This window comes from Chryseobacterium sp. FR048, from assembly GCF_056844665.1.
The window spans coordinates 1,005,062-1,023,336 of the sequence record NZ_JBXDSE010000001.1 but is presented as its reverse complement, the minus strand read 5'-3'; the positions used below and the strand labels follow the sequence as shown (position 1 = coordinate 1,023,336).

Sequence of the window (18,275 nt, the reverse complement as noted above, 5' to 3'; positions counted from 1 at the left end):
ATTTCAATACTCGATTATTTTTATTTAGAAAAATTATAAATAACTTCGCGGTCTAATTATAAAAAATTGAAACGAATTGTATTAAGCGCAGTCCTATTCATGGGATATGCTACTATTTTGTATGCTCAGGAGAGAAATATTGACCTGAATACGGGTACTTTCGAAGTGAAAAAATGCAAAATGATATATGCTAATAGAGAAGATATTACATATACAGGAGGATGTGAAATTATTATTAAACATCCCGGGCAAGCTCCCCAAACCATCTTTTTAAAAAAGAACGAGAAACTTGTTGTGAAAGATAAGAAAGCAACAATAGTTTATACAGATGTTGTTTCAGATATTAGAATAGATGGAATTGAGCTTACTGCTAAAAAGAAAAATTTCTCTGAAATAGAAATCAAGCAGGAGGCTCTTCAGAATATACAGTCTTTTTCTATTGGTGACGTCCTTCAGCAATTACCGGGTCAGTATATACAGCCATTTGATAATGCAAAATTTAAAAATATTGTTTTTCGTACAGCCAGCGGAGCATCAATAACTTCGAGTACTACTACTTTAAGCGGAGATGAGGCAGGAAACAAAGCTTTTGGGGTACAGGTAATGGTGAATGATATTGCATTGTCTAATAATGAAAATATGCAAAGCTATAATTCTGCCTATGGCTCACCATTCGGAATCAGTTTTACCACTACAGCAGGGAAATCAGGTACATTAACGCCTTCGCAACCTAATTTCGGGGTAGACTTACGAGAAATTCCCACAGAAAATATTGAAAGTATAGAAATTATCCAGGGAATTCCTGATGCCAAATATGGAGATCTGACTTCGGGACTGATTAAGGTGACCACATTTGCCAAAAGGTCTCCGCTGCGTCTGGATGCTTCCATCAGGGAAGGAACCTACCAGCTTGGGCTTGCCAGAGGATTTTCTTTAAAAAATGACCAGGCACTCAACGTTTCGGCAGATTATATGAATTCTATTGTTGATCCAAGGACAAGTCTTGTTGGTTATAACCGGTTTAGCACGAATGTTCTTTGGGGTATCAATAAGAACAGAATAAAAAATAAGCTTTCTTTTGCATTCTCCCAGAATACGAGTAATGGGAAAAAAGATCCTGATGATCTTCAGGGTGTTGTACTCAGCAGTAACAATAAAAGCTTTACCATAAGTGACAATTTTAAATATATTTTTAAAGGAACTAAAAAAATATTTAAAACTATTGGAGCAGACATAGGACTGAGCTATGCCACACAGCTTACAGAAAGAAAGTATTTTCTGAACCAGGGAGCCCGCCCCTATGGTAATGCAACGGAAAACAGTGTGTATTATGCACCTTATACCCCGCCAAGTTATGAGAATATGACCTACGTGGATGGGAAACCGATAAACGTTTACCTCAATGCAAGTGCCGATGGCGTATATACTACGTCTAAAAAATGGGTTCATTCCTATTCTGCTGGATTTAATTTTAGATATGGAGATAACCTTGGAAAAGGAAAATATGGTACCGCCGGACAGTTTTCTACCATTGCCACTGCTGGAGGAACAGCAAACGGAGTAAGAGACTATAATTATCAGGATAATGTACTGGCTACTACACAATATGCTTTTTACGTTCAGGATAATATTTTTAAAAGATTAAATAATAAACATGGCATCCGGGCCAACCTGGGAATGCGATATGATATTCAAAATGGAAGATCCACAGTTTCTCCGAGGGTAAATACCTCTTATCAGATGGGAAACCTTACCCTTCGTGCGGGAGTAGGGCTAACATCCAAAGCTCCTTCTCTGAACCAATTGTATACAGGGCCAAGGTATTTTGACCTGTTACTGGGAGATTATCGCCTTCCGGGATACTATACAGTGGGAATTATGCAGACCGTTGTGACTCCAGGTGATAATGTGGATTTGAAACCATCAAAAAGCTGGAAAACAGAATTTGGGATAGATTATAAGCTTCCTTTTGCCTATGTAAATCTTACCGGATATTATAATAAACTTTTCGACGGTTTCAGCACTATATCCGTTGCAAAAATGATGGATAAAGCCAAAGTGGAAATAACAGCAGTGGGAACTGAAATTCCTACTTTTGAAATCGTAGGGAAGGATAAGTTCTATTACCTGCAAAACAGAATCATCAACGGTTATGAGTCTACTGATAAAGGGCTGGAGCTTATGGTATCTTTTAAAAAGATAGAAGCACTGAACCTGATAACAGGCTTTAATGCTTCCTACGTAAAAACGAAAAGTAAAAAAAACGAAGGTATACCTACAATAGCAACCCTGGATATCCCGGATCCTGCATTTCAGTACGGATTATATAACGATACCTACTCAAATGCCAATATGGCAAGAGCCAGCTTTAGTTTTGATTACCATTTACCTTCTTCTGGGTTGATCATAGGTCTCCGTACCGACCACTTTTTAATTGATGAAAGGATAACGTTAGGCCAAAATATTTATCCCATCGGATATATAGATAAGAATCTTAATACAGTGCTCATTCCGGAAGAAGAAAGAAGTAATCCAAAATATCAGCCTCTTTTTAGAAAGGAATCTAAAGAATCTCTATCCGGTTTGGGAAAGAAAACATTACACAATATACATCTTAGGGTCACGAAAGATTTCTTAAGCGGTTTCAGAATTTCCATTTATGTGAATAATGTTTTCAACCTTAAAGCATACAATGAATACGGAACTCTTTACGAAAACTTTAGCCCAGCATCTTTTGGAGCTAATATTTCATATAAATTTTAATAAAATACTTTTTGTATTATGAAAAATATAATAACTTATTTGGTTTTACCTCTTATTCTACTTACAGGATGTAAAAGAGACGATGATTTCGGAAGTGGCAGTGATCTTCAGCCGGTACCTTTCACAATAGCCGCTAAATACGACGCCAAGTTGGAAGGCAAAGAAGCAGCCAATGTAAATATCATCCTTGAAAATACTTCTACAGGAGATAAAATTATAGGAAAAACCGATGCCAACGGAGAATTGAAGTTTAATGCTATTCTTCCCGGAACATATAACATTACTGCAGACATGACGATGTCTAAACAGGATTACGAAGATACGTTTGAAATACCTACCGTCAATCCTGAAGTTTATTTTGGCGGAATGCAGGAGAAAGTGATTGTTAATGTGAATGTTTCGGCAACAGTAGTCACACTTTCTTCAGGAAGGATAGAAGATCTTGTCATCAAGCAGGTTTATTATGCGGGTTCTTCCAATACTGAAGGGGCCAGTTTCAGAGATCATTTCCTTGAAATCTATAATAATTCTGATGAAACAGTATACGTAGATGGTTTATATGTGGGCCTTTTAGAAGGAAATACAAATAGTAATGTTACTTCTTACACACTGGCAAACGGACAATATGACTGGAGTAAGTCTACAGGAAATACAATTGGTGGAAGTGCCAATACAGATTTTGTATATGCAAATACCATCATCAGAATACCTGGTACAGGGAAAGATCATCCTTTACTACCGGGAAAGAGTATTGTTATTGCTCAGACTGCTATCAACCACAAAGCGCCTTATGATAATCTTAACGGACAGTCTGTAAGCATTAAAGATCCTGAAAAGACCGTAGATCTGAGTGGAGCAGACTTTGAAACTTATCTGGGGGATTATTTCACTGCCAATGGCGGAAGTCCTTATTTGTATGATATTCAAAATATATTGGTTCCCGATATGGAAATTGTGCATTGGGCAGTGAATTCCAGAGATATGTTACTGGTAGTTACTTCAAGACCCGCATTTATTATTTTTAAAGCAAAACCGGGTGAGATTGCTTCTTTTGCAAAAGTACCGAGTCCTAAAAGTTTAAACGGAGCATTGTTTGTAAGAATTCCCAAAGAAATTATTATTGATGGAGTAGATACTACAGATAAAGAGCAGAAAGCTCCGAAAGATTTACCGGTAAGTATTGATGCTACAAGAGCTTTCATAAAAAATGCTGCAGGAGCCCCTTATGCAGATTACAGTTCTTACTCTATCATTAGAAAAACAAAGCAGATCATCAAAGGAAGAGTCGTTCTTATGGATACGAATAACTCACAAAATGATTTTACCACTATACAAGCTAATCCAAGAGGAAATGCACAATAACTATAAAAATAGACGATCACTCAATAAATGCCTATTGGTTCTCCTGCTGTTAATGGTCAATCAGAGGCTGTTTTCCCAGGTTACCAGGCTTGATAGTATCGATATCAGTACAGTAGAAAAAAATATCAGGCTGGAAAATCCATATCTGAGTTTCTTTCACCCATTGGATTTCTCTGCGACATCTTTTAATTATTCGGTTAATAAACAAGGATTTAAAAGAATTCAGTCTCCTGAGAAATCTGAAGGCTTTAATTTCAATTCACAAGGTGTATTTCAGCTTTCTCCGAAGGTTGCGCTTTCCGGAAGACTTAATGCGGTTCGGGAAAAAGAATACGCCGTTCCTTTTATCTTAACAGAAGAAAGAACTACCAATCAGTCCTTTATCCATAATCCGTCCTATTTTTATGCTCCACGGGCAGCAGATTGGTTGAAGCAGGATTATAATATTTATGGAGTCCTGGCATACAGACCTGTAAATTTTCTGATTACCCAGCTGGGAGTGGAAGGTAACTTTACAAAAGCATATAGAGATGCAGATCCACGTCCGAAAACAGACCACTATGTATATAATGTATTTTCAAAAATTGGTCTGAACTGGAAAGGGCATAGCCTTTTTGCAAAAGGAAAATATTTTAATGATTATAGGGCAAACGACATTATGTATGTCAATCTGAATACCAATGTTCCTTCCAATGACAGTGTATATATCCGTTATAATGAAGGATATGGAACCCAGTACAAAGGAACTCTTTATTCTTCAACTGAGTATAAATCTGACGGTTATATCTGGGGAGGGGAGTATGCATTCAATAACAGAAATATTCATTTCAGCGCCGGGTATGATTATCAGTATTTTATTGAGCGGTTTTATAAAATTTATACTTATAAAGATACAAATAATCGGAATTACAGAGTTTATGATAAGTATTCAGGATTAAAAACCGATAGACATAGTATATATGCTAACTTTTTAGGAAGGTTTAATGGATATAACTGGGCTTCGAGATTTGATTTCTGGGATCAGCTGGATGATAATTTTAATTATGAGCTTAAGTACAGAACTTACAGGCTGCATCAATACCAGTTGGGATGGAATAATAGTGTAAGTTGGTTTAATTCAAAAAATGAATCTCAAAAAATTCGCCTGGATCTGTTGTATGGACAGAATAATGTAAAGGATATTTCGGTTGTCCTGAACAGGAAAATTAATTATTTCCAATACCGTGTGGGGTATGAAAAAGAATTTCGTATTAATTCTGATGATAAACTGGCATTAGGAGTGGACCAGTATCTCTATCTTCCTGTTGATAAAGACTTTGTATACACTCCTTATGAAAGTAATAAAGAAAATATATTTGTACAGAAAATTGCCATTCCGGATTATGCCTACGATGCTTCTGAAAAGCTGGGGCTTACCCTTAATCTGAAGTATAAAATGAACAGGGGAAAGATCCGATATGAAATGGAAGGAGTTTTAACACAAAACTGGCTTGCTGCTAATGACTATAAACAGGCGGTACCAGGCTATAACGGCAATGCGAACTTTATTGCTAGTTTCGCACTGAAAGTATTTTATTAAAATGAAGGAAAGATATCTGGTAATACTCGCTATTGCATCAGTGATCATAATGTCTGCGCATACCTCGAATGATCCTACAGGGTATACTGTTACAGAGCTGCGCGAAATGTATGGAAGTGGAAATCATGCCTTATGGCCTAAGGTCTCTCTCTTTGATGAGGCTAAAGAAGGATTTCAGGATATAGGAGCACTTCCTAAAATGGAGTTTCCTAAAGATAATCCCTATTCTGAAGATAAAGCAGAATTGGGGAAAATGCTTTTTTTTGATCCGCGTTTATCAGGATCCGGGCAGATTTCCTGTGCCAACTGTCATAATCCGGATCTGGGCTGGGCAGATGGAAGCAGGGTTTCTTTTGGTCATAACAGGCAGACTGGTACCAGGAATGCCCCTACTTTGGTGAATATAGGGTATGCTAAAACTCTATTTTGGGATGGAAGAGCCATGACGCTGGAAGAGCAGGTGAAATCTCCGATTGAAAATCCTGTAGAAATGAATCTTCACTATAAGCTGGCAACAAAAAATATACGTAAGATAAAAGGATATAGAACCTATTTTGAAAAAGCATTCGGAACGAAGGACGTTACTGAAGACAGGATTTCTCAGGCAATTGCAACTTTTGAAAGAACATTGGTGAGTCCTGCCTCCCGTTTTGATAAATTTATTGGCGGAAAGAAAAATGAACTTACCGATGCTGAGATCAACGGACTTCATTTATTCCGTACTAAAGCGAATTGTATCAATTGCCACAATACACCTTACTTTTCAGATCAGAAATTTCATAATCTCGGTCTTACCTATTATGGCAGAAAATATGAAGATTTGGGAAGATATATGGAGACTCTGAAAAATGAAGATGTCGGGAAATTTAAAACACCTACCCTGAGAGAGGTTACAGATAATAAACCTTATATGCATAACGGTCTATTTCCGGAACTGGCCAATGTTGTGATGATGTATAATGCCGGAATGGGAAGAGAAATTCCCAAAGCAAATCAGGTGAATGACCCGAAATTCCCTCATAAATCTGGAATGATTGTCAAACTGAACCTTACAGATGATGAGGTTTTTAATATTGTAGCTTTTTTAAAAACACTTAACAGCTATAAATATAAAATGAGACCTCCTGAACTTCCTACTCAATAATAGACAGAGATACTGCATTCAGAAATAAGAAAACGCTCTATTTGGAGCGTTTTTGTTTTATATGATAGTACTTAATTGAAGTAGAAGGTTGATATTCCTGATACTGCAAGTGTTTTAAGCGGTACTGTATCTAAATTACATCTTAGCGTTCTATTTAAATTTGAAAATGCTTTTGATGAAATTCTTGTTGAGATAATTCTCAACCGGAAATACTTTGGTGAAATAATTTCCAATGAAAATTAAAAGCAAAACCACAGCGGGCTTGTAAATAAGATTGATAAAGTTATTATCGAAGTTCGGAAGAACAATTGCTACCGTAATCGCCAACGTACAGATAATGGAAACAAAGATCATCTCGATGGTGAAAGGAGATACTTTAAACACAAAATAATTGAAAACAATTTTAACCACATTATACGTTGTTAAAGAGATAGCCGTTGACAAAGCAATACCTATCAGTTTCAGGTCTGTATTCTTCAGAAAATAGAAATTTAATCCAATAGTAAGACCAGCAAGAATAAGCATCACGAGAATATTAAATCTGTAATGCTTGGAAAGTGAAATGATGTTTCCGTTGAATCCTGTTGCCAAATCGATAAGAACCGCCGATCCCCAGATCCAGACCACAGGTTCATATTCCCTGAGCATTACCCCATTTTTAGGCATAAAATGAGTCAGATAAGGAAACCCGACCATGATACAGGAAAATAATACAGCCCCTAAGAAATAGAGGGTTAAGGAGGTTTTTTTATGGAATTTATCCAAGCCCTCCATATCACCATCCGCAAGATTTTTACTGATAATAGGTGCTGAAATATTGAATAAACCTAACTGAGGAATAGAGATCAAAGAAATGAGCGCATAAAGCGTGGAATAGATCCCATTTTCTTCCATTCCCAGAAATTCACCGATCATAAAATTGTTGATGGCCAGGTAATTTCCGAATGTTCCTAAAAAGCCAAAAAAACTGTAGGCAGCAAATTCTTTATAAAAATCATCTTTCTTGAAATAGTCTGTGCTGAAATCAAGTGTGATTTTTTCGAGTTTATTCGTATAAAAAACATATCCGGCAAACATTAAAACAAACATTCCGAAGAAAAAGGCCAATGCAGCCGTTTCCGGTATTGATGATGCTTCCGTGTAGCGGGAAACCAAATAAATGAAAATCAGGAAAGCCCCCAGATTCGCAATTTTAGGGAAAAGATTATCAAAAATATTGGAAACAACAATCCTTTTATAATTGGAGGTGTATTTATTGAAAATAGCACAGAATGAAAGGAGCAGGGTAAGAGGAAGAATGACCTCTTTAATCTTCCATGCTTTCATATTTTTAAATCCCGGAAAAAAGTATGGAATCAGAAAAAAAACAACCAAAAACAAAATGAAATTGATAAAAACAGCTGCTAATGAAAGTGAGAGCATATTTTGCCGCTTCCCATCTTTATCCACCTTATTGAAAAATTTTACATTAGAATAAGAAATTCCAAAAACTACAAAAGGCACCAGCATTTCGGCGGTTGGCATGATGTATCTCAGGGTTCCATAGAACTCAAGATTGTTCATGAAAATAAAGATCGAAACAGTACCCAACAAAAAACCAATATAACCGATAATGGAATATTTGAAGCCTTGTCTCGCTACTACACTCATAAAGTTGTTTTAAATGTTTTTAGGTATAAAAATAATATTGTTGATGTACTGAGTTTTATTTTTTTCGTCGTTTGTATTTTGTAATATGATTTCTTCTGTAAGCGATTCCAGCGTAAAGCTGTCTCTGTTGAGATATTTGGCTTCATATCCCCAGCTTATCACTTCAGAAATTTCTTTCCATATAGGAGTTTGGTGGTGTCTCTGTTCCATTTCAACCATTAAGGTAGGATGGAACTGTCTGATGGTTTCTCGGGCTCCTGCAAGAGTCTTTATTTCATTGCCTTCAACATCTATTTTGATGAAATCCAGTCTGTTGAAATGTTCCAGAGCCGCCCATTCATCTAGCTTGATGACCTTTACTTTCTCTGTATAGCTTTTTTCTTCTCCTTTTTCCTTATAAGAAGTATTTAAAGTACCACGGGAGGCAATCGTTCTCCCGTTGATCACCGGAACTTTAAATTCCGCTGTCATATTTTCGTCAGAAAGGGCTAAAGGAAGTACCCGCATAGAGGGGAACAGTCTTTTCAATCGTCGGTACAGCTTTTTGTTAGGCTCAAAACCATAGATGTGCTCATGATTCAATTTGTTTTCCAACTGATAAAGGAAAGTTCCTACATTCGCACCAATGTCCAGTATTACAGCATTTTTAGGAAGGTATTCCTTGATCCATACCAGTTCCGGTTCTACATTACGTTCTGAAAAATTATTTTTATTAAGATTGTTTAAATTCTTAAAATATCTTTTTTTATAAAAATTCGGACTTATGTATTGTAGTTTTTCTGCAATTTTTTGGTATAAAGACATCCTTAGCTTTTTGACGAACAGCAAAGATAAACAAAAATGTAAAACTTATCTTAAAAAACGTTAAATATAATTTGTTGATTTTCAGTTGTTAAAATTAATGATGTTTAATTAATGAATTGGAATTTAGCTTCTTTTGGATTTACTTTATACTCATGTGGCAGGTGAGTCTGGCTGGAAATATAGGAATGAATTTTTATATTTGATAAAATTAATAAGCCGTGAGCAAAAATATTCCTGTTTTAGAAGAGAGGCCACTCAATTATCTATTGGATAAAAGAGAAATGAAACTCTCGATCCCCAATTACCAAAGACCCTATAAATGGAGGAAAGAGCATGTGATTCAGCTGTTAGACGATTTATATGAAAATATATATTTAAAAAAGCAGAATGTTGTCTATAGAATCGGGAGTATTATTATTCATCAGGAAGATGGAATCAATAATATCGTAGATGGACAGCAAAGGTTAGTAACACTTTCTCTGATTTTACATTATTTAGGAGAGAGAGATGTTTTGTTACAAAACGAAAATTTTGAAAATAAAATTTCCAAAAACAATATCAAATTCAATTATCAGCAGATAGAAAACTGGTTCAGATCGAAAACCCTTAGCAAAGAAGGTTTTCTTAGAAAAATCAAACAGGGATGTGAGCTGGTGCTGATTACTGTTTTTGATGAAGATGAAGCTTTTCAGCTTTTTGATTCCCAAAACTCACGGGGGAAATCTCTTTATCCACATGATTTATTGAAAGCATTTCATCTTCGTGAAATGGAAAAAGATCTGCATTCTGAATCTGAAATGGAGAAATATACGGAGAAATGGGAAGAATATATTATGAAAGAAGGAAATCCTCTTCTTGAAATTCTGCAGGAGCATTTGTTCAGAATAAGAAACTGGACAAAAGGGAAAAGTAAATATTTTTTTACCAAAAATGACATCAGCGAGTTCAAAGGAATCAGCCTCCATGTGCCAAGACAATTTCGATATGAAACATCACTTCGGATATTGGATGGGGCAGTAGGTAACGCACAAAATGACAGACTCCTTAAAAATTTTAATATTTCTCAATCTTTTCCTTTTCAGATCTCGATGCCAATTATCAATGGAAAAGCCTTTTTTGATTATGTTTTCCACTATATTGAACTGAAAAAAGAGCTTTTTGATGAAGAACTGAATAAAGATTTTTTCGAGTTCAACAGAGAGTATTGTTTCGGGTATCATGGTTGGTGGAGAAAAGGTGATGAGAAGGTTCGGAATATGTATAAAAATATTTGTCTCCACTTTGTTGACAGATTTGATGTACAGTGCTTAAACAGGACTTTCTACGAAGAATTCTATAAAAATTCCTATCAGCTAAGACTTGAAAATAAGTCTATTAATGAGATCAGTATAATGAATTTTTACAATGCTCAAAAGTTTTTTTCTTTAATTGAAGATTCTTATACGCCGGAGGAGCTGCATTCTGATCTTTACTGTTCTTATGATAAGGAATGGGACGAGGATAAATATGTGAAAGGAGCAAAGGAAATACATGATTTTATAAACAAAACTAAAAAACCGGTTCTTGAAAATGCCAATTAAAGAAGCTGTATCCATTGCTGAGATTCTAAGCAATGACACTTATATTATTCCTATTTATCAGAGAAACTATGAATGGGAGGAGGAACAGATTTCCAAACTTATAGAAGATATTAACGATATTGGTCCCGGACAAAAATATTACCTCGGAACACTGGTGACCTTCAAAAGAAAAGATGGTTCTTATGAATTGGTAGATGGGCAGCAGCGTCATACAACACTGAATCTGATCCAGGCGGTTCTTGATGAAAACAAAAAAGACTTTAACCTGAAATTTCAGGCAAGAGCAGAGTGTGAGGTCTTTTTAAAACATATTTCCAAAGAAGGTTCAGCCCTGAATAAACTTCCTAAAAATGAGAAATCACAAAACCTTGCCCGTGGAGTAGAAATTATCAATGAAGTTCTGCATGAAAAAGGAATTGATAAAAAAGAATTTTCTATAAAGTTTTTCCAAAACACATTTATTTTCAGAACCGAGTTGCCATCAGAAACAGAGCTTAATCATTATTTCGAAATTATGAACAACCGTGGGGAACAGTTGGAAAAACATGAAATTCTTAAAGCCCGGTTGATGGGAGTTTTGAATAATGATACACTCAAATCTAATTTGTTTTCTGCTATATGGGATGCTTGTTCGAATATGGGAGATTATATTTGGAATAATTTTGAAAAGAATTTGAGTCTGAAAATATTTGCCGATCCGGACAATCTATCATGGGAGAAGTTAATCTCAGAATATGCTGATTGGGAAAAAAAAACAAGAGAAGCGGAGGGTGCTGGGTGCTCACAGGATTTATCAGGTATTATTTCCAATTATTCCATTCCGGGAGGCTTTACGCAGGATGAACAGGAAAAAGCTGATGTGTTTCGCTCTGTTCTAGATTTTCCTACTTTTCTTCTTTATACTTTTTATCTTACTGATACTGAAAATAACTTAAAAGAGTTTGATGATAAAAAACTGTTGGAAGTATTTAAAGACTATGAGAATTCAGAAGCTTTTATCGTAGAATTGCTGAAAACAAGAATTTATTTTGATCGTTTCGTTATAAAAAATGATCTTTTCCATCAGGAGTCAAAATGGGGAATCCGAACATACAAAATAAATGATGGAATAGAAACTGAAGAATCTGCCTTTAAAAACCATGAGACTGAAGATAAAATAGAAATGCTCCAGGCTATGTTTTATTATTCCACAGTTTCTGAAAACAAAAAAGACTGGCTTATTTCAGTTTTAGAGGTGAAACCTAAAGAAGATACCCAACTTTATGATGTTTTATTTAAAACTTTATCTGATAAACTATACCAGCTGGATATGACATCTCTGAACTATGGGGAGGTAACCGCTAAAGTTTTCTATTATTTTGAATACATATTATGGGAAATTTATTTTGACTTCTTAAGGGGCAGCCATGAAGATGAGGATCCACCGAAAGAGATTGCTTCTATTCTTAAGAAAGTTGATAAAGCAAGCTGGAATACCTATAGGTTCCGTCAGTTAAGTTCAAAAGAACATTTACTGGCACAATCAAAAGCAATGGATGTAAAGCCGGAAGTTCTACATTCCTTTGGGAACTTATGTCTTATTTCAGGCGCTCAGAATTCTTCGGCAAATGATCAGCATCCGTCCTATAAGAAAGAATTCTTTAATGACAATACAAGCTTAAAAAGATTGTTGATGTATAAGTGTTTTTCCGGTGAAAAAGAAGATCATTGGAGTACTGAAGAAATACAGACACACCAGGCAGAGATGACATCTTTACTGGAATTTTATAAAGGTAAATAAATATAAAATCCTCGTCTTTATGGCGAGGATTTTTTTCTATAATAAGTGCTATTGATAAATAAGAAACTACTGAAACGGCGTATTCAGAAAATCATTAAAAGGTTTCATCAGTTTGAAAATCTTGGTCATATTCTTTACGGCATTCTTATCCAGAACCTCTTCATCTTTCAGAGAATAGACTACGATAAAGTTTTTAAGCTTTAAATATTCTGCCATAGGATCTTCCTTTTCAAATCCCTGAGGAACTTTTTTGAGTTTATCATCCTGATCAAGCTCCGGGAAATGCTTTTTAAAATCCTTGTTGTTGACAATCTTAAGAAAATCCTCGCCATATAAAGAAATTTCTTTACGTACCTCTTTCAAAACAGAAGATTCCGGCATATAGATTCCGCCTGCCAGAAATGATTTTCCGGGTTCCATATGAAGATAATAACCGCCTTTCTGATTGCCTTTTCCCATTCCCAGAGAAGCACCGAAATTGGTTTTGTAAGGTGATTTATCTTTTGAGAATCTTGTGTCACGATAAATTCTGAACAATGATTTTTTGCTGTCTATTTTAGCAAGCTCTTCATCGAAACCGGACATCTCCTTAATCAGTTCATCAAGAAAGGAAACTACATTCTGCTGTGCTTCCGTATAAAGACCTTTATTTTCATTAAACCATTCACGGTTGTTGTTCTTGCTTAGCTTCTTTAAAAAATCAAATGTTTTGGAAGAAATGTTTGCTGACATATGGTGTAAGGTGTTTTTGAAGATTTGCTGTTTTTTTGAAATAATGCGCGATTCTATGTTCACGTATTTCAAATGTACAAAAACTATTCATACCTCAATGCTTCAATAGGGTCAAGTTTTGACGCTTTCAGGGCAGGATAGTAGCCAAAGAAAACTCCGGTAACCGCACATACAATGAAAGAGACAATAATAGAAGATTCTGTGATGAAAGTAGGCCATGAGAGGAAGATGGTGACCAGTTTTGAGGTGAGTAGGCCCAAGCAGACCCCGATGATGCCTCCTGTAATGCTGATAAGGACGGCCTCAATAAGAAACTGATACAGAATATCCTTTCCTCTTGCTCCGATAGACATTCTTAAACCGATTTCCTTAGTTCGTTCAGTAACAGAAACATACATAATATTCATAATTCCGATTCCCCCAACAATCAGGGAGATCCCGGCGATCGCCGATAAAAGAACGGTCAAAAGCTGGCTGGTGGAGCTCATTGTGGAAATCAGTTCAGCCTGAGTTCTTACACTGAAATCATCATTACTTCCGTCAACAGGTAATTTGTGCTGTTTTCTTAATATCTCCGAAACCTGATCTGTAGCCTGCTGTGAAGTATTTTCGTTGGTAGAGGCAGCATAAATGGTCTGAACATAGGTGATTCCTAAAAACCTTCTCTGAACCGTATTGAAAGGAGCGATAATGACATCATCCTGATCCTGCCCGAAAGCATTGGAGCCTTTTGAAGCCAGAATTCCGATCACCTTCATCGGGACTTTGTTGAATCTGATAATACTTCCTATAGGATCTTCGCCATTGGGAAATAAATTGGTGTAGACCGTTTGTCCTAAAAGACACACTTTATTTGAAGAAGTCACATCCTTTCGGGAAAAAAGGTTACCCTCTGCAATATTCCAGTCTCGGATTTTAAAATATTCTTCATTCACCCCTTGTAACTGAGTAGGCCAGTTGTTGGGACCGTTGATAGATTGCCCGTTAGCCTGTACGGCGGGAGAAACATAAGAAACATCAGGGGCGCCTTTTGAAATCGCATCCGCATCCTGAGGCTTCAGAGTCTGCAGCCCCGAAGCTCCGATTCTGGCTCCACCGGAAACATTCACATTGCTGGAAGGACGTATGGTGATCATGTTGGAACCCATAGAAGAAAGCTGATCACTGATGCTTTTTTTTGAGCCTTCTCCAATGGCAGTCATCGCAATCACTGAAGCCACCCCGATAATGATACCGAGCATGGTTAAAAATGCACGAAGCTTGTTTCTTAAAAGGGCTTTCCAGGCAATTCTGAAGAGATTGGAGAGGTTCATATCAGTAGATTTTCAGTGTAAAACTATTTGTAATCATCATTCACCGGAAGGTTTTCCAGGGCTTCTTTGGCTGATTTTATATTATCGTTCCGAACGTCTTTGATAACTTTTCCGTCCCTGAGGGTAACGGTTCTGCTGCTGAAAGTGGCAATGTCAGGTTCATGGGTTACAAAAACGATGGTTCGGCCCTGACGATAAAGATCCTGCATAAGGGCCATGATCTCATAAGACGTTCTGGTATCCAGGTTTCCGGTTGCTTCATCCGCCAGAATCATTACAGGTTCATTCACCAGAGCGCGGGCAATGGCAACTCTCTGCTGCTGACCTCCGGACATCTGGTTGGGGAGGTGATCAACCCGGTTTTCAAGCTTTACAGCGGTGAGAGCCTTTAAAGCCCTTTTGTGGCGTTCTTCTGTAGAAACCTTCGAGTTGTACAGAAGGGGAAGCTCCACATTTTCTCTTGCAGTAGTCCTGGGAAGAAGATTATAGGCCTGAAAAACAAAGCCGATCTTTTGGTTCCGGAGAACAGCCAGCTCATCCCGGTCAAGATTTTTAATATTGACTCCGTCCAGAATATAATCTCCACCTGAAGGCTTATCCAGACAGCCTATGATATTGAGCAAAGTAGATTTTCCGGAGCCACTGCTTCCCATAATGGTTACGAATTCGCCCCTTTCTACAGAAAACGTTACCCCTTTTAAAGCATGCACAACTTCTTCGCCCATTTTGAATTCTCTTTTAAGATCGATGATCTCCAGAATTTTTTCTGCCATGACTTTTGTTTTAGGTTTGCTAGTTGCTAGTTGCTAGTTGCTAGTTGCTAGTTGCTAGTTGCTAGTTATTGGTTTAGCTGTTGTTTGATTTATAATTGTTTTTATCGCGGTCCACCGCCACCTTTATTGTTGCCGCCACCTCTTCTTTGAGGCATGAACGGGCTTTTTGCTTGCGCGTCGGAGGATTTTTTAGACAGAAGTTTATAGCCTGTAATGATGTTGTCATTTTTAGTCAACCCTGAAACAACCTGTATTTCGGTATCATTATCCATTCCGGTTTTGATTTTTTTACGGGATAGAGTACTGTCTTTGGCGATAACCCAAACGGCTGCTTCATCTTTTGGCCCTGTACCTTTATCTTTATTCTTATTTTGTTTCTTCCATTGTCCCTTCTCATGTTTTTTACCGTTGGCAAATGGAGAGTTGATCTTATATTTTTTGATGATCAGACTGTCTGGCCGGAAACTCGTTGCTGCGACCGGAATTTTCATCACATTTTCCAAAACCTGAGTATAGATCGTAATATTGGCCGTCATTCCCGGTTTAAGCTTTAGACCGGAGTTATCCGCATTGATGATTGTGGTATAATTCACGACATTCGAGGAAACGGTAGGGTGAAGGCGGACTTCCGAAACCTCTCCTTTAAAGGTTTCATCAGGAAAAGCATCAACAGTGAAGCTGGCTTTCTGGCCTACTTTTACATTTCCAATATCAGCTTCATCTACCGACGCGCGAACCCTCATTTTGGTAAGGTCTTTGGCAATACTGAAGAGCGTAGGGGTACTGAAACTTGAAGCAACCGTTTGACCTTCACTTACATTCCTGTTGAGAACTGTGCCGTCTATAGGGGAGTAAATATTGGTGAGAGAAAGGTTTTTATTGGCTGTAGCAAGCTGAGCGGTTACAGTACCTACCTGTGCCTTTGCCATTTTATACTGATTGGTGGCATTGTCGAAATCGGCCTTGCTGATCGCCCCCACTTTATAAAGCTGGGATTGTCTGTTGATATTGATTTCATTATAAGCAAGATTACTCTTAGCATTCTGTAAATTAGACTGATATTGATCTGATTGGAACTTAAGCAGATCAGGATCCAAAGTGGCCAGTAGTTGCCCTTTTTTCACAGTAGAATTAAAATCTACATAAATATTTTTGATGATTCCCGATACCTGGGTACCCACGGCAACGGTATCTACGGGTTGAATGGTTCCTGTGGCGGTAATAGAATTGGAAATTTCCCCCATTTCAGGTTTTACGGTTTCCAGCTGAATTTTTATTTCTTTCTCTCTGATGAAGAAAAACCATACGGCAACAAGGGCAATAATGCCACCCACAACCCAATACAACCATTTTTTATTCTTTGTTTTCATAGCTTACTTCAGATTTATAGGATTACCTGCATAAAATTCGTAGATCTGTTTATTGAGAACTGCAGTGTATTTGGCCTGCAGATAATTTTGAATAGACTGGATATAAAGCAGTCTCTGCTGTTGAAGCTGTACATAATCAATACTTCCGATCTTCATTTGTGCGTTGACAATGTCATAGCTCTGTTTGCTGATGTCCATTTGTTTGGAAGCAGCATCGTATTGTGATAAAGCATTCTGCAGATTGATATAAGACTGCTCAATTTGCTGATTAAGGACCGTTTTGGTGTTCAACAAATCAAGGTTGGCTTGCTCAATGGCAATTTTTGATTTTTCAATCTGGGTTTTATAGATTCTGTTATTGTAAATCGGAATTCCGAGACTTAGACCGACGGGCATATAAAAATTATTTCCCAATTGATTAAAATAATTGCCGTTTCCATTCGAATAATTGGTAGAAATATTTCCGGTCAGGCTTAAAGTGGGCTGAATGGAGGCTTTTGCCATTTTCAGATTGGTGTTTGAATTTTCAAGGTTCAGTTCACCGTACTTTACTTCAGGACGTTGGGTTTGTGCCAGATTCTGAACTTCCTGTAAAGATTGTAGCTGATTGTCTACTACTATCGTGTCCGGTTTTACGATCTGAAAATCATAGTTGGAAGGCAGCTGCAAAATTTGTTTAAGATTGACAATATTGGTTCGCAGATTGTTTTGGGCTGCGGTCAGATTATACTGATCCTGGGCCACCTGTGACTGAATCTGGAGGTAATTTAATTTGGAAAGGCTTCCGGCACCGTAAAGTTGATTGCCCTGTTTCAGTTGGGTCTGTGTCGTCTTCAGAACATTTTCCAGAGAAACAATATTTTCCTGATTCATCAGAATATTCAGATAAGCCTGGGTGATGTTGAGGGTGATATTGTTCTCGGATTCCTGTACAGACAGATCAGCCATCTGTACCAATAAGTTTTTTGAAGCTTCATTATTTTTGATATAGCCGGCATGATAGAGGGTCATGGAAGAATTGGCTCCTATACTTTGAGATTGGGCGCCGTTCATATGGAGGCCGTCACTTCCGTTTAAGGCAAAAAGACCTTGTGAAACAGTTCCGCTCAGGTTCGGATATTTTGCATCTTTTGCCTGAAGCAGATCCTGCTGTGCAGAATTTTTTGAAAGCCTTAGAGAATTGATGGAAATATTATTCTCTTTTGCATATTCAATACAATTTTCCAACGTCCAGGTGGCCGGATAATTGGGTGTTTGTGCAAATATTTCAAAGGCTATACATGAGAATATCAAAAAGAAAAATTTGCTTTTCATAGTTTTATTTTTGAAAATTCATAAATAACACTGAAAAAATTAATCCAATTTAATAAAAAAAAATAATATTTAACAACTTTTTAACCTAAGGCTTGATTTTTTAGATTTAAT

Annotated in this window: 13 protein-coding genes; 6 read left to right on the top strand and 7 right to left on the bottom strand. The window is 37.0% G+C overall.

Features of this window, described 5'->3' with window-relative positions; genetic code table 11:
* Nucleotides 1-66 precede the first annotated feature (66 nt).
* The 4 genes from AC106K_RS04660 to AC106K_RS04645 are packed head-to-tail and all read left to right on the top strand — an operon-like array spanning nt 67 to nt 6,848.
* Complete coding sequence (locus AC106K_RS04660) at nt 67-2,763, top strand: TonB-dependent receptor plug domain-containing protein (RefSeq protein ID WP_482443497.1); 2,697 nt, start codon at nt 67-69, stop codon at nt 2,761-2,763.
* Between the two features lie 18 nt (nt 2,764-2,781).
* Complete coding sequence (locus tag AC106K_RS04655; RefSeq protein WP_482443496.1) at nt 2,782-4,125, top strand: DUF4876 domain-containing protein; 1,344 nt, start codon at nt 2,782-2,784, stop codon at nt 4,123-4,125.
* Nucleotides 4,115-5,704: a DUF6850 family outer membrane beta-barrel protein gene (locus tag AC106K_RS04650; protein WP_482443495.1), complete on the top strand. Its 1,590-nt coding sequence runs from the start codon at nt 4,115-4,117 to the stop codon at nt 5,702-5,704. Before AC106K_RS04655 ends, AC106K_RS04650 begins: the two co-directional genes overlap by 11 nt.
* 1 nt (nt 5,705) lies before the next feature.
* Nucleotides 5,706-6,848 (top strand): cytochrome-c peroxidase, encoded by a 1,143-nt coding sequence (locus AC106K_RS04645; protein ID WP_482443494.1) that lies wholly within the window; start codon nt 5,706-5,708, stop codon nt 6,846-6,848.
* 150 nt (nt 6,849-6,998) lie between these two features.
* Here the strand turns inward: AC106K_RS04645 and AC106K_RS04640 are convergent, their stop codons facing one another.
* Complete coding sequence (locus tag AC106K_RS04640) at nt 6,999-8,498, bottom strand: lipopolysaccharide biosynthesis protein (RefSeq protein ID WP_482443493.1); 1,500 nt, start codon at nt 8,496-8,498, stop codon at nt 6,999-7,001.
* A 9-nt stretch (nt 8,499-8,507) separates the two neighbouring features.
* The gene (locus AC106K_RS04635; protein ID WP_482443492.1) at nt 8,508-9,302 is read right to left on the bottom strand and encodes an FkbM family methyltransferase; all 795 of its coding nucleotides are present in this window, start codon (nt 9,300-9,302) and stop codon (nt 8,508-8,510) included.
* Between the two features lie 218 nt (nt 9,303-9,520).
* Here AC106K_RS04635 and AC106K_RS04630 point away from each other — a divergent pair, with 218 nt between their 5' ends.
* On the top strand, nt 9,521-10,882 hold the full coding sequence (locus AC106K_RS04630; protein ID WP_482443491.1) for a DUF262 domain-containing protein: 1,362 nt from the start codon (nt 9,521-9,523) through the stop codon (nt 10,880-10,882).
* Nucleotides 10,872-12,662, top strand: a complete 1,791-nt coding sequence (locus tag AC106K_RS04625) for a DUF262 domain-containing protein (protein ID WP_482443490.1) — start codon at nt 10,872-10,874, stop codon at nt 12,660-12,662. Before AC106K_RS04630 ends, AC106K_RS04625 begins: the two co-directional genes overlap by 11 nt.
* Before the next feature lie 66 nt (nt 12,663-12,728).
* On the opposite strand, the gene AC106K_RS04620 is transcribed toward AC106K_RS04625, so the two are convergent.
* The 5 genes from AC106K_RS04620 to AC106K_RS04600 all read right to left on the bottom strand — a co-directional run bounded on the left by AC106K_RS04620 (nt 12,729) and on the right by AC106K_RS04600 (nt 18,164).
* On the bottom strand, nt 12,729-13,394 hold the full coding sequence (locus AC106K_RS04620) for a DUF2461 domain-containing protein (RefSeq protein WP_482443489.1): 666 nt from the start codon (nt 13,392-13,394) through the stop codon (nt 12,729-12,731).
* A gap of 83 nt (nt 13,395-13,477) precedes the next feature.
* Nucleotides 13,478-14,707 carry an ABC transporter permease gene (locus AC106K_RS04615; protein ID WP_482443488.1) on the bottom strand — a complete coding sequence of 410 codons (1,230 nt, stop codon included), beginning with the start codon at nt 14,705-14,707 and terminating at the stop codon, nt 13,478-13,480.
* 23 nt (nt 14,708-14,730) lie between these two features.
* Entirely contained in the window at nt 14,731-15,480 is a 750-nt protein-coding gene (locus AC106K_RS04610) for an ABC transporter ATP-binding protein (RefSeq protein ID WP_482443487.1), read from the bottom strand.
* Nucleotides 15,481-15,581: 101 nt separating this feature from the next.
* On the bottom strand, nt 15,582-16,850 hold the full coding sequence (locus AC106K_RS04605) for an efflux RND transporter periplasmic adaptor subunit (RefSeq protein ID WP_482443486.1): 1,269 nt from the start codon (nt 16,848-16,850) through the stop codon (nt 15,582-15,584).
* A 3-nt stretch (nt 16,851-16,853) separates the two neighbouring features.
* The gene (locus AC106K_RS04600; RefSeq protein ID WP_482443485.1) at nt 16,854-18,164 is read right to left on the bottom strand and encodes a TolC family protein; all 1,311 of its coding nucleotides are present in this window, start codon (nt 18,162-18,164) and stop codon (nt 16,854-16,856) included.
* Between the last annotated feature and the right edge of the window lie 111 nt (nt 18,165-18,275).

Excerpts from the sequence above, each read along its gene's own strand:
- AC106K_RS04655 (WP_482443496.1), top strand. The coding sequence starts at position 2,782 with ATGAAAAATATAATAACTTATTTGGTTTTACCTCTTATTCTACTTACA.
- AC106K_RS04650 (WP_482443495.1), top strand. The coding sequence starts at position 4,115 with ATGCACAATAACTATAAAAATAGACGATCACTCAATAAATGCCTATTG.
- AC106K_RS04645 (WP_482443494.1), top strand. The coding sequence starts at position 5,706 with ATGAAGGAAAGATATCTGGTAATACTCGCTATTGCATCAGTGATCATA.
- AC106K_RS04640 (WP_482443493.1), bottom strand. The coding sequence starts at position 8,498 with ATGAGTGTAGTAGCGAGACAAGGCTTCAAATATTCCATTATCGGTTAT.
- AC106K_RS04635 (WP_482443492.1), bottom strand. The coding sequence starts at position 9,302 with ATGTCTTTATACCAAAAAATTGCAGAAAAACTACAATACATAAGTCCG.
- AC106K_RS04625 (WP_482443490.1), top strand. The coding sequence starts at position 10,872 with ATGCCAATTAAAGAAGCTGTATCCATTGCTGAGATTCTAAGCAATGAC.
- AC106K_RS04620 (WP_482443489.1), bottom strand. The coding sequence starts at position 13,394 with ATGTCAGCAAACATTTCTTCCAAAACATTTGATTTTTTAAAGAAGCTA.
- AC106K_RS04615 (WP_482443488.1), bottom strand. The coding sequence starts at position 14,707 with ATGAACCTCTCCAATCTCTTCAGAATTGCCTGGAAAGCCCTTTTAAGA.
- AC106K_RS04610 (WP_482443487.1), bottom strand. The coding sequence starts at position 15,480 with ATGGCAGAAAAAATTCTGGAGATCATCGATCTTAAAAGAGAATTCAAA.
- AC106K_RS04605 (WP_482443486.1), bottom strand. The coding sequence starts at position 16,850 with ATGAAAACAAAGAATAAAAAATGGTTGTATTGGGTTGTGGGTGGCATT.
- AC106K_RS04600 (WP_482443485.1), bottom strand. The coding sequence starts at position 18,164 with ATGAAAAGCAAATTTTTCTTTTTGATATTCTCATGTATAGCCTTTGAA.